The organism is Erythrobacter sp. WG (assembly GCF_026586795.1).
Taxonomy (GTDB): Bacteria; Pseudomonadota; Alphaproteobacteria; order Sphingomonadales; family Sphingomonadaceae; genus Erythrobacter.
This window is the reverse complement of record NZ_JAPFGY010000015.1, coordinates 73,255-84,705: the sequence shown is the minus strand read 5'-3', so window position 1 is coordinate 84,705 and position 11,451 is coordinate 73,255. Positions and strand designations below refer to the sequence as shown.

Genomic DNA, 11,451 nt, shown 5'->3' with positions numbered 1-11,451 from the left:
GCTCGCGGCCGAGCTCGACCGGGCGGTACACCGCGCGGCGCTGGCGCGAGGCGAGGTCGGCGAGGGTGAAGGCGAGGTCGGCGCGCACCGGCACCGCCATCTCGGCGGCCGCCGTGGGTGTGGGCGCGCGGCGATCGGCGGCGAAATCGGCGAGTGTCGTGTCGGTCTCGTGCCCGACGGCGCTGATCACTGGGATGGTGCATTCGGCAATCGCGCGGACCACGATCTCCTCGTTGAAGCTCCACAGGTCCTCGATCGAGCCGCCTCCGCGGGCGACGATCACCACGTCGGGGCGCGGCACCGGCCCGCCTGGCGCGAGCGCGGAGAAACCCCGCACCGCCGCTGCCACCTGCTCCGCCGCGCCTTGGCCCTGGACCAGCACCGGCCAGACGAGGACGTGGCTGGGGAAGCGGTCGGCGAGGCGGTGGAGGATATCGCGGATCACCGCGCCGGTGGGCGAGGTGACGACGCCGATCACCTGCGGCAGGAACGGCAGGCGGCGCTTGCGCTCGGGCGCGAAGAGCCCCTCGGCCGCCAGCCGCGCGCGGGTCTTCTCCAGCAGCGCCAGCAGCGCGCCCTCGCCCGCGAGCTCCAGCCCCTCGATCACGATCTGGTACTTGGAGCGCCCCGGATAGGTGGTGAGCTTGCCGGTGGCGATCACCTCCAGTCCGTCCTCCGGGCGGAAGGCGAGGCGCTGCGCCCCGCCCTTCCACATCACCCCGTCGAGCACTGCGCCTTCGTCCTTGAGGCAGCAATAGAGATGCCCCGAGGCGGCACGCTTCACCCCCGACAGCTCGCCGCGCAGGCGGACGAAGCCGAAGCGGTCCTCGACGCTGCGCTTGAGCAGCTGGGAGATCTCGCTGATGGTCAGCGGCTGGGCGTTGTCGCCGGGGCGGGTGTTGGCGATCAGGTCTGACATTTGCGCACGACGCTCAGTTGTGTCCAAAACAGGACGGCCCTTCGACAGGCTCGGGGCGAACGGGTAAGGGCCACCCTCGATACCCGTTCGCGCCGAGCTTGTCGAAGCGCCGTTCGTCCTTTCTTGTGCGAGGTTTCGCCCGTGAACATCCTTCTCCTCGGCTCCGGCGGTCGCGAGCACGCGCTGGCGTGGAAGCTGCGGCAATCGCCGCAATGCGACCGGCTCTACGCCGCGCCGGGCAATCCGGGCATCGCCGAGGAGGCCGAACTGGTCGCGCTGGAGGTGACCGACCATGCGGCGGTGATCGCCTTCTGCCGCGAGCAGGCCATCGGCCTCGTGGTGATCGGCCCCGAGGCGCCGCTGGTCGACGGACTGTCGGATTCGCTGCGGGCGGCGGGGGTGCCGGTGTTCGGCCCCTCGAAGGCCGCCGCGCAGCTCGAAGGCTCCAAGGGCTTCACCAAGGACCTGTGCGCCCGGGCAGGCATCCCCACGGCAGGCTATGTGCGCACCGCCAGCCTCGAGGAAGCCCGCGCCGCCCTCGCCCGCTTCGCCGCGCCCTACGTGCTCAAGGCCGATGGGCTTGCGGCCGGCAAGGGCGTGGTGATCGCCGAGACCCTTGCAGAAGCGGAAGCCGCGCTTGCCGATATGTTTGGCGGGGCCTTCGGCGCGGCAGGGGCGGAAGTGGTGATCGAGGAGTTCATGCAAGGCGAGGAAGCGAGCTTCTTCGCGCTGACCGACGGCACGCACATCGTTCCCTTCGGCTCCGCCCAGGACCACAAGCGGGTGGGTGACGGCGACACGGGGCCGAACACCGGCGGCATGGGCGCCTATTCGCCCGCGCCCGTGCTGACCGAGGCGCTTCAAGCCGAGGTGATGGCGCGGATCATCGCCCCGACGGTCGCCGCCATGGCCGATGCCGGCACGCCCTATCAGGGCGTGCTCTACGCCGGGCTGATGCTCACGCTCGAGGGCCCCAAGCTGATCGAATACAACGCCCGATTCGGCGATCCCGAATGCCAGGTGCTGATGATGCGTTTCGCGGGCGATCTGGTGGCGCTGATGCGCGCCTGCGCGACAGGGACGCTCGCGCCCGGCGTCGCGATGGGCTGGAGCGACGAGGTCGCGCTCACCGTCGTGATGGCGGCGCGGGGCTATCCCGGCACGCCGGAGAAAGGCGGCGCGATCGACCTCGGCGATGCCGAGGCCCACGGAGCGAAGGTCTTCCACGCCGGCACCGCCCGCGACAGCGGCGGCGCGCTGGTGGCAAGCGGGGGCCGCGTGCTCAACGTGACCGCCATGGGCAGCAACGTCGCGCAGGCGCAGGCCCGCGCCTATGCGGCGGTCGATGCCATCGCCTTCCCCACCGGCTTCTGCCGCCGCGACATCGGCTGGCGCGAAGTCGCCCGCGAAGCCGAAGGCGAGCGCCCGCTCGGGGGCTGATGCTGGAGTGGCCACTGCGCCTGCGCGTGCTATCCTGCGCCGATGAATGGCGGCGGTAACTCCGGTCGTCCGGCTCCGCAGCTGCGGGCGATCGGCGGGCATTTCTTCCGATCGGTTCCCGCTGACCGGGTGGGCGAGGTGCTCGCCCCGCCCCTGCCGCACAGCGCGGGCCGATATCATCGGCCGGGGCAGGCGACGCTCTACATGAGCCCGCGCCTCGACTGGGCGATGATCGCGGTCTCGGGCTACATCCGCGAGGACGGTCAGCGCCGGGTGGTCATCCCGCTCCGGGTCGGCGCGGCCCATGTTCTCGATCAGCACGACGCGGAGGCGTGCCGGGCTTTGGGCATCGACCCCGCTTTGTCCAACGCCCCGTGGCGCGCCGCGCTTGAAGCCGGCGAGGAGCCGCCATCGTGGCGCAATGCCGACGCGGCGCGGGCGAGCGGCGCGGACGGGATCATCGACCGCTCGCGGATGATCCCGGGCGGGTGGCACCTCAATCTGTTCCGCTGGAACGATCTCGGCGGGCCGCAAGAGGAGATCTGCGGGGACCCGGTTGCGATCCGGCTTACCGCTGACGGGCCGAAGTGGGGCCTGTAGAGACTCCGGACCCGCTCCAATCGGGCGTCACAGCCGCCAATCGATCGTCCCGCGCCCCGCGTTGTCCAGAAAGGCATTCGCCCGGCTGAACGGGCGCGAGCCGAAGAAGCCGTTGTGCGCCGAGAGCGGACTGGGGTGCGCGGAGGTGAGGGCGAGGTGGTGGCCGAACCCGTCGAGTGCGCGGCCGAGCGCCGGGATACGACTCGCCTTCTTGCGCGCGTGGCTGCCCCACAGGATGAACACCGTGGGCTCCGCACGTGCCGCCACCGCCGCGACGCAGGCATCGGTGATCGCGTCCCAGCCGCGTGCTGCATGACTCCCGGCCTGCCCGGCCTCGACCGTCAGCGTGTTGTTGAGCAGCAGCACCCCCTGCCGCGCCCAGGGGGTGAGATCGCCGTGCGCCGGGCGGGGCAGGCCGCAATCGGCCTCCAGCTCCTTGAAGATGTTGACGAGGCTGGGCGGGGGCCGGACGCCGCCCTGCACCGAGAAGGCGAGCCCGTGCGCCTGCCCCTCCCCGTGGTAGGGGTCCTGCCCGAGGATCACGCAGCGCACCGCCTCGAGCGGCGTCAGTGCCAGCGCCGCAAGCCTTGTCCCGCGCGGTGGGTAGATGCGCTTGCCCGCCGCCTCCTCGGCCTTGAGCCATCCGCCGAGCTTGCGCGCTGCGGGGCTCGCCAAGACCGGCTCGAGCACCGGGCGCCAGCTTTCGGGGATCGTCTCGGACAAGCAGGAACTCCGTTCGCCTCGAGCGAAGTCGAGAGGCCTCGCGAAGGTGTGTCGCCTTCGCTCGACACGAACGGATAGGGGACTGCCGCAAGCCGGACCACCGCCCCCTTCCCCTCTTTCCCCAATGCGCGTAGGGCGATGGCCATGGCAGTGCATTTTCACGAGGAAGACCTCCCCGCAGGCGTGCTCACCGGAACCGGAGCGCTTGCGGTCGATACCGAGACCATGGGTCTCGCCACCCTGCGCGACCGGCTGTGCGTGGTGCAGATCGCGGACGGCAGCGGGGACGAGCACCTGGTGCGCTTCGGCCCCGGCAGCCGCTACGAGGCGCCGAACCTCAAGGCGGTGCTCGCCGATCCCGCGCGCGAGAAGATCTACCACTTCGCCCGCTTCGATCTCGCCGCGATCCACCACTATCTCGGGGTCATGGCGGGGCCGGTGTTCTGCACCAAGATCGCTTCCAAGCTGGTGCGCACCTATACCGACCGGCACGGGCTCAAGAACCTCGTCGAGGAGCTGCTCGGCGAGAGCATTTCCAAGCAGCAGCAGAGCTCGGACTGGGGCGGCCCGGTGATCAGCGACGCGCAGCGCGACTATGCGGCTTCCGATGTGCGCTATCTCCACCGCCTGAAGGACGAGCTGACCGTCCGGCTCGAGCGCGAGGGGCGCACCCACCTCGCCCAGGCCTGCTTCGCCTTCCTGCCGGCGCGCGCGCTGCTCGACGTCGCCGGCTGGGCCGAGCACGACATCTTCAGCCATATGTAAGGCGGCCCCCGGCAAAGCGCGCAGATGATGGCCCACGAGCAAAGCATCGAGACCAGCGAGGCGCAGGCGCTGCGCAGCCGGCGGCAGCACACCGCCGCGCCCGGCGGTTCGCATGACCGGCTGGTGCGCTTCCTCGCCCGCGCCCTGCCGATGGGGGTGGGCGTGGTCGCGGCGCTGATGATCATCACCCCCTTCAGCCAGCGCGGCGAGGTGAGCTTCCTGCTCGATCGCAACAAGGTCGCCCAGATCGACGAGCGGCTCAGCGTCGACAAGGCGATGTATCGCGGGCGCGACAACGAGGGGCGGCCCTTCTCGCTGCTCGCCGGCGCGGCCGTGCAGCGCTCGCAGGCCGAGGGGCTGGTGCGGATGCGCGAGCTGGTGGCGCAGATTCTCCTCACCGACGGCCCGGCGCGCCTTGGTGCCGGCGGCGGGGTTTACGATACCCGCTCCGAGGTCGTCGCGGTCGAGGGACCGGTGCGCTTCACCGCCGCCGATGGCTACGCGATGACCGCGAGCGGCGTGTCGGTCGACCTGAAGGCGCGCACCATGAAGGGCGATGCGGGGGTGACGGGCGAGGTGCCGGCCGGGTCCTTCTCCGCCGACACGCTGCGCGCCGATCTCGACGCGCGCACCATCACGCTCGAGGGCAATGCCCGCTTCACCATGATCCCCGGACAGCTGAGGATGCCGCGATGATCCCTGCCGCCACCCCCCGTGCGCCGTTCAAGCGCCTTGCCCTCGTGTGGAGCGCCGGGGGCTTTGCCCTGACCTGCGCGCTCGCCAGCGGCATGAACCTCGCGGCGCAAGGCATCGCCCGTCACGATTCGCGCGCGCCCGTCACCTACGACGCGGGCAAGTTCGTGCTCGACGACCGCGCCAATCAGGCGATCTTCAGCGGCGGGGTGATCGTCAACCAGGCCGATCTCAGGATCACCTCGGACCGGATGCTGGTCAACTTTACCCAGGCCGGGCAGCTCGAGATCCAGCGCATCACCGCGACCGGCGGCGTCGTCGTCACCCGCGGCGAGGAACGGGCGAGCGGCGACAACGCGGTTTACGATTTCAACCGCCGGATCATCACCATGGCAGGCAATGTCCGCCTGCGCCGCGGGGCCGATACCCTCAATGGCGGGCGGCTGACGATCGACCTCGACAGCGGCGTCTCGACGGTGGATGGCAGCGCGTCGGGCGGCGGCAGCGCGGCACCGGGTGCGCCGGCAGGCCGCGGCCGGGTGACCGGCAGCTTCAACGTGCCCCAGAACCGCGACTGACCGGCAGCAAGGCCGGCGGCGATCCGGGCGGGGCGTCTTCCGCCCTTAGAACGCGTTCTCGTGGACCAGCACCCGCGCCGTGCGCAGGACGATGCCGATGTCGCGGCGCAGCGACCAGCCGTCGATGTATTCGAGATCCGACTGCAACCGGTCGGTGAGGTCCTTCTCCACCTCCGTCGCCCCGCGATGGCCGCGCACCTGGGCGAGCCCGGTGAGGCCGGGCTTCAGGCAATGGCGCTGCCAGTACTGGCGGTCGACCTCCCAGAAGAACTTGTTGTTGGCGCGGCTGCCGAGCGCGTGCGGGCGCGGGCCGACGATCGACATATCCCCCTTGATCACGTTGATGAGCTGCGGCAGCTCGTCGATGCTGGTGCGGCGGATGAAAGCGCCGATGCGGGTGATCCGGTCATCGTCGCGCGCGGCCGAGCGGTTGCCGTCGGGGTCGAGCTTCTCTTCGCGCATCGAGCGGAACTTGAACATATCGAAGAACTGGTTGCCGCGCCCGAGACGCCGCTGGACGAACAGCACCGGGCCGCCGTCCTCGAGCTTGATCAGCACGGCCACCACGATCAGCACGGGCGACAGCGCCGCCAGCGCGGCCCCGGCCACGAACAGATCGAAAAGCCGCTTGAGGATGCGCGCGCGCAGGGCCAGCGGGCCGGTCGACACCACCAGCGTGGTGCGGTCGAGATCGGCATAGTGGTGGACGCCGACGACGCCCAGATCGTGTGCGGTCTCGCTGACGATCTCGCCATAGACCCCGGCGGCCTTGAGCAGGAAGGCCCAGTCCGCGCGCCGCTCCGGCCGGCAGGAGATCACCACCTGGTCCTGGTTGCGCAGCAACTTGCCGAGCCGGTCGAGCATGAAGGGATCGTGGCTGGTCGGGTCGAGGCCGAAATCGGCCGCCGCGATCCGGTCGGCCTGAGCGAAGGGGAAGGCCGTCCCGCCGTCGTCGATCACCAGCCGGTTGGCGACCCGCCCGCCCCAGCGGTGGGCGATCACCATCGCCATGATCCGGCGCATGGCGACCAGCGCGATCGCGGTGAACAGCAGGCCGAGCGTCATGACGACGCGCGAGAAGTCCTCGTTGGACTTGGCGTAGAAGGCGACGAAGTTGAACAGCCCCGCCGAAATCAGCAGCGCCACCAGCGTCTTGCGTGACGCAAACAGCCAGTCGGCAAGAGCGGTGACGCCGTAGGTGCCGTTATAGAGCGCGATGGTGAAGTAGATCGGCAGCATCGCCTGCGCCGCGAACAGCGCGCGGGTGCCGCCCCAGCGGCCTTCCCACAGGAGCCCGGCGAGCGCGAAGCACAGCACGAACAGCGCGCCATCGGTGAGCATCGTCACGATATAGGCGCGCAGCCTGCGCCGCTCGAGCGAGGGCGCAAGGCGGCCTTCGACGCTCTCGCGCCTGACGGCATCGAGCCTATCCAACGTTGCGCGATTCATCCCAGCGGGCCCCTTTGCGGCGCGACCGAGCGCTTTCTAGCAAGTATTATGGTCAACGCTTGTATAAAATGGTGTGACAGGTTCCGACGTTTGTCGCGCGCTAGGCGCGCCTTGCGGCAAATCGCGCGATCTCGGAAAGTTCCTGCGCCAGCAGCAATTCGGCGGCCTGGCTGTTGGCGAGCAGATTGCGGTGCAGGGCGACGAGGCGCGGGATCAGCCGATCGAGACGGGATTCGCGGGCGCCGCGCCCGGCGGGCAGGGTCCAGCGCTTGTACTGGTTGATGATGTCGCGCTTCTCCTTGAAGAAGATGCCGAGCCGCATCTCGGCCCCCTTGTCGATCTGCTCCACCGCACCGCGCGGGCCGAGATGTGCGGCGATCTGGGCCAGCTGCGCCGCGCGCCGCTCGAGCGCGAGCGCCACTCCTACCGGGTTGAGGCCGAGTTCGCGCATCCGCCGGATCTCGCCCGCGAGCCTCGCCGTCTCGCCGCCGAGCACCGCGTTCACCAGCGGGGCAAAACCGTCGTCCTCGGTGGCCGCGCCGATCGCGGCGTGATCCTCGGGGGTGGCGGGGCGCGGCGCCTGGGGATCGGCACCCACATAGAGCGCGAGCTTGTCGACCTCGGACTGGGCGAGCCGCACGTCGAGCCCGGCGGCGCGCGCGATGCGTTCGGCCAAGTCGCCGCCGAGCCTGAGGCCCGCCGCGTCCGCCATGCCGCGCACCGCCTGGGCGACGGCGGCGAGGTCCGGCGGGTGGAACATCGCGACGAGCGCGTCCTTGCGCTTTTCCAAGAGCTTGGCGGTGCGCGACTTGTCGGTGGCGCTGGTGGCGACGACGAACACCGGCGCCGCCTCGCCCGCGCCGGCCTCTGCGGTCTCGATCAGGAACTGGAGGGCGTCATGTGCCTCGTCGCCGCTGGCGCGCACCCAGATGTGGCGCTTGTCCCCGAACAGCGAGGTCGAGCGCGCCTCGTCGCCGAGCAGAGCCGGATCGCGCCGGATGTCCGCGCCCGCCAGCTCGACCCGCTCGCCCGCATCGGGGAGCGCGGCGGCAAGCCGGGCGGCGGCGGCGCTGGCGCCGGCTTCGTCGGGGCCGCAGAAAAAGAAGATCCGGCACTGGAGCGCGCCCGCCGGGAAGCCGCGCAGGAAGTCGCTGTTCTTCGCCTTCACGGCTGGCGCGAGGCCTCGGCCCGCAGGGTCAGCGCGATCTGCGTCGCCATCCGGTCGGCAATGTCGAGCGCGAGGTTTTCCAGGGCCTTCTGCTCGGCGGCGATGGTCGCGTATTCGCTGGAGACCACGTCGATCCCCGCGTCCGAGCCTGCCGTCGCATCGAGCATGATCGATCCGGTGGCGATGTCGACCAGCTGGTAGCGCGCGCGCAGGATGCGGCGCTCGCGGCTGATCGTGTCGTCGTTGAGGACGCCCAAAGCCTCGAGCGAATCGTCGAGCCGCACGTCGAGCCGGTAGCGCGGCGCGGCGTCCCCGGCCACGCCGAGGCGCTGCTGGAGCGCGTTCTTGACCAGCCAGCCGCCGCGGCCCTGGATCGCGGGGATGTCGATCGCGGCCATGTCCTGCGCGACGGGGGCGCCCGCCCCGCCCGCATACATCGGCGAAAGGCCGCAGGCGGCGAGGGCCAGCGAGGCCGCGAGGAGGAGAAGGTGCCGCATCAGGTGACGATATTCACCAATCGGTCGGGCACCACAATCACCTTGCGGATCGGCGCGCCGTTGATCGAGCGCTGGAGGTTGGCGGACGACATGGCGAGCGCCTCGAGATCCTCCTTGGAGGCCCCCTTGGGCGCGGTCAGCGTGTCGCGCAGCTTGCCCATGTGCTGGATGGCGATGGTCACCTCGTCGTCGACCAGCAGGGCAGGGTCGACCTCGGGCCAGGGCGCGTCGGCGATGAGGGTCGTGTTGCCCATCGCCGCCCAGGCTTCCTCGGCGAGGTGCGGCATCATGGGCGCGGCGAGGTGGACGAGCGCGCGGATCGCGGCGGAGCGACTGGCGGAGGGCGCGGCCTTCTCGACCGCGCCGGTCAGCTCGTAGATGCGCGCCACGGCCTTGTTGAAGCCCAATGCCTCGATATCGGCAGCGACGGCGGCGATGGTCTGGTGGGTCTTGCGGTCAAGCGCCCTGTCCTCGCCGGTCGCGTCCGCGTCATAGGCGGAGAACAGCCGCCACAAGCGCTGGACGAAGCGCGCGCAGCCTTCGATCCCGGCATCGGACCAGGGGAGGTCACGCTCGGGCGGGGAGTCGGACAGCATGAACCAGCGCACCGCATCCGCGCCGTGGCGGGCGATGATCGCATCGGGGTCGACGACGTTCTTCTTTGACTTCGACATCTTGATGACGCGGCCGACCTCGACCGGCGCGCCGTCCGCCAGCAGGGTCGCGCCTTCGGAGGTGCGGTTCACATCCTCGGGGCCGAAGAACACCGGCACCCCGCGCGCCTCGTCGATGCGGCTATATGTCTCGTGCGTCACCATTCCTTGCGTGAACAGCGCCGCAAACGGCTCCTTCACGTCGATCTTGCCGATGTGGGCGAGCGCGCGGGTCCAGAAGCGGGCGTAGAGCAGGTGCAGAATCGCGTGCTCGATCCCGCCGATATAGTGCTGCACCGGCATCCACTTGGCGACCTCTTCCGGGTCGAAGGGCTTGTCGGCGGGCTGGCTCGCAAAGCGCAGGAAATACCACGAGCTGTCGACAAAGGTGTCGAGCGTATCGGTCTCGCGCAGCGCGGGCTTGCCGCTGATCGGGCAGGTGGTGTGCTTCCAGGTGGGGTGGCGGTCGAGCGGGTTGCCCGGTTCGCTGAAATCGATGTCCTCAGGCAGCACCACCGGCAGCTGGTCGCGGGGCACGGGGACGGGGCCGTGATCGGGGCTGTGAATGATCGGGATCGGCGTGCCCCAATAGCGCTGCCGCGAAACGCCCCAGTCGCGCAGGCGCCATACGGTCTTGCCAGTGCCCCAGCCTTCGCTTTCGGCGCGGGCGATGACCGCCTGCTTGGCCTCTTCCACGGTCATGCCATTAAGGAAATCGGAGTTGACGATTACCCCGTCCCCCGCCTCGGCCGCGCCCTTGAAGGGCGCGTCGGCCTGTGCCGGATCGGCGGCGACGACGCGCGCGATCGGCAGGCCATATTTGGTGGCGAATTCGAAGTCGCGCTGGTCATGGCCCGGCACGCCCATCACCGCGCCCGTGCCATATTCCATCAGCACGAAGTTTGCGATGAACACCGGCAGGTCCGCGCCCGTGAAGGGGTGCTTCGCGGTGATCGGGGTGCGGAAGCCCAGCTTCTCCGCCGTCTCGAGCGCCGCCGCGGTGGTCGCGCCCTTCTTGCACTGGTCGATGAAGGCTGCGACCGCCGGATCGCCCGCCAGCCCCTGCGCAATCGGGTGATCGGCCGCGATGGCGCAGAAACTCGCGCCGAAGATCGTGTCGGGGCGGGTGGTGTAGACGGCGAGGCGCTGAAGACTCCCCTCCCCTTGGGGAGGGGCCGGGGGTGGGGGTACGGCATCAGCGGGAGTCGAGCCCCCATCCCCAACCCCTTCCCCCAAGGGAAGGGGCTTTGACAGCTCGAACGAGAACTCCAGCCCCTGCGACTTGCCGATCCAGTTCTCCTGCATCAGGCGCACCTTCTCGGGCCAGTCCTCGAGGCTCCCAAGGCCCTCCAGCAGATCATCGGCAAAGTCGGTGATCTTCAGGAACCACTGGTTCAGCTTGCGCTTCTCGACCTCCGCGCCCGAGCGCCAGCCCTTGCCGTCGATCACCTGCTCGTTGGCGAGCACGGTCATGTCGACCGGGTCCCAGTTGACGGTCGATTCCTTGCGATAGACCAGCCCCGCCTCATACAGGTCGAGGAACAGCGCCTGTTCGTGGCTGTAATACTCGGGATCGCAGGTGGCGAATTCGCGCGTCCAGTCGAGCGCGAAGCCGATGCGCTGGAGCTGCGCCTTCATCTGCGCGATGTTCGCCCGCGTCCAGCCGCCGGGGTGCACGCCCTTTTCCATCGCGGCGTTCTCGGCCGGCATCCCGAAGGCGTCCCAGCCCATCGGGTGCAGCACCTCGAACCCGCGCATCTTCTGATAGCGCGCCAGCACGTCGCCCATGGTGTAGTTGCGCACATGGCCCATGTGGATGCGCCCCGAGGGGTAGGGGAACATCTCGAGGATGTAGCTCTTGGGCTTGGGGCTCGCCGAATCGGCGGTGAAGGTGCCCGCCTCGGCCCAGGCACGCTGCCATCGCCCGTCGGCCACGGACGGATCGAATCTCGTGTCGCTCATGCGG

11 protein-coding genes are annotated in these 11,451 nt (G+C 69.9%); 5 read left to right on the top strand and 6 right to left on the bottom strand.

Annotated features, from left to right (window positions below):
- The coding region (gene xseA, locus OPU67_RS09565; protein ID WP_267619306.1) for an exodeoxyribonuclease VII large subunit at nucleotides 1–919 on the bottom strand (919 nt) is incomplete at its 3' end.
- Nucleotides 920–1,060: 141 nt separating this feature from the next.
- Here xseA and purD point away from each other — a divergent pair.
- Nucleotides 1,061–2,359 (top strand): phosphoribosylamine--glycine ligase, encoded by a 1,299-nt coding sequence (gene purD, locus OPU67_RS09560; RefSeq protein WP_267619305.1) that lies wholly within the window; start codon nucleotides 1,061–1,063, stop codon nucleotides 2,357–2,359.
- Between the two features lie 42 nt (nucleotides 2,360–2,401).
- A complete protein-coding gene (locus OPU67_RS09555) occupies nucleotides 2,402–2,959 on the top strand; it encodes an RES family NAD+ phosphorylase (RefSeq protein WP_267619304.1) in 558 nt (185 codons plus the stop codon).
- Nucleotides 2,960–2,986: 27 nt separating this feature from the next.
- Here the strand turns inward: OPU67_RS09555 and ung are convergent, their stop codons facing one another.
- A complete protein-coding gene (gene ung / locus OPU67_RS09550) occupies nucleotides 2,987–3,682 on the bottom strand; it encodes a uracil-DNA glycosylase (RefSeq protein WP_267619303.1) in 696 nt (231 codons plus the stop codon).
- Between the two features lie 144 nt (nucleotides 3,683–3,826).
- On the opposite strand from ung, the gene OPU67_RS09545 reads away from it, so the two are divergent.
- From OPU67_RS09545 to OPU67_RS09535, 3 genes are read left to right on the top strand one after another with little or no spacing between them, the layout of a single operon-like run.
- The gene (locus tag OPU67_RS09545) at nucleotides 3,827–4,447 is read left to right on the top strand and encodes a ribonuclease D (RefSeq protein ID WP_267619302.1); all 621 of its coding nucleotides are present in this window, start codon (nucleotides 3,827–3,829) and stop codon (nucleotides 4,445–4,447) included.
- Nucleotides 4,448–4,474: 27 nt separating this feature from the next.
- Nucleotides 4,475–5,143 (top strand): LPS export ABC transporter periplasmic protein LptC, encoded by a 669-nt coding sequence (gene lptC, locus OPU67_RS09540; RefSeq protein WP_267619301.1) that lies wholly within the window; start codon nucleotides 4,475–4,477, stop codon nucleotides 5,141–5,143.
- Nucleotides 5,140–5,718: an LptA/OstA family protein gene (locus OPU67_RS09535; protein WP_267619300.1), complete on the top strand. Its 579-nt coding sequence runs from the start codon at nucleotides 5,140–5,142 to the stop codon at nucleotides 5,716–5,718. Before lptC ends, OPU67_RS09535 begins: the two co-directional genes overlap by 4 nt.
- A 45-nt stretch (nucleotides 5,719–5,763) precedes the next feature.
- On the opposite strand, the gene OPU67_RS09530 is transcribed toward OPU67_RS09535, so the two are convergent.
- From OPU67_RS09530 to leuS, 4 genes are all read right to left on the bottom strand, one after another.
- The gene (locus tag OPU67_RS09530) at nucleotides 5,764–7,167 is read right to left on the bottom strand and encodes a sugar transferase (RefSeq protein ID WP_267619299.1); all 1,404 of its coding nucleotides are present in this window, start codon (nucleotides 7,165–7,167) and stop codon (nucleotides 5,764–5,766) included.
- A gap of 100 nt (nucleotides 7,168–7,267) precedes the next feature.
- Nucleotides 7,268–8,335, bottom strand: coding sequence for a DNA polymerase III subunit delta (gene holA / locus OPU67_RS09525; protein ID WP_267619298.1), 1,068 nt, complete (start codon nucleotides 8,333–8,335; stop codon nucleotides 7,268–7,270).
- On the bottom strand, nucleotides 8,332–8,832 hold the full coding sequence (lptE, locus tag OPU67_RS09520) for an LPS assembly lipoprotein LptE (protein WP_267619297.1): 501 nt from the start codon (nucleotides 8,830–8,832) through the stop codon (nucleotides 8,332–8,334). Before lptE ends, holA begins: the two co-directional genes overlap by 4 nt.
- A complete protein-coding gene (gene leuS, locus OPU67_RS09515; RefSeq protein ID WP_267619296.1) occupies nucleotides 8,832–11,447 on the bottom strand; it encodes a leucine--tRNA ligase in 2,616 nt (871 codons plus the stop codon). The genes lptE and leuS overlap by 1 nt, the downstream gene beginning before the upstream one ends.
- Between the last annotated feature and the right edge of the window lie 4 nt (nucleotides 11,448–11,451).

Bases quoted from the DNA above. Each gene is read 5' to 3' on its own strand.
- OPU67_RS09535 (WP_267619300.1), top strand. From the start codon at position 5,140: ATGATCCCTGCCGCCACCCCCCGTGCGCCGTTCAAGCGCCTTGCCCTC.
- lptE (WP_267619297.1), bottom strand. From the start codon at position 8,832: ATGCGGCACCTTCTCCTCCTCGCGGCCTCGCTGGCCCTCGCCGCCTGC.
- OPU67_RS09545 (WP_267619302.1), top strand. From the start codon at position 3,827: ATGGCAGTGCATTTTCACGAGGAAGACCTCCCCGCAGGCGTGCTCACC.
- OPU67_RS09530 (WP_267619299.1), bottom strand. From the start codon at position 7,167: ATGAATCGCGCAACGTTGGATAGGCTCGATGCCGTCAGGCGCGAGAGC.
- lptC (WP_267619301.1), top strand. From the start codon at position 4,475: ATGGCCCACGAGCAAAGCATCGAGACCAGCGAGGCGCAGGCGCTGCGC.
- OPU67_RS09555 (WP_267619304.1), top strand. From the start codon at position 2,402: ATGAATGGCGGCGGTAACTCCGGTCGTCCGGCTCCGCAGCTGCGGGCG.
- leuS (WP_267619296.1), bottom strand. From the start codon at position 11,447: ATGAGCGACACGAGATTCGATCCGTCCGTGGCCGACGGGCGATGGCAG.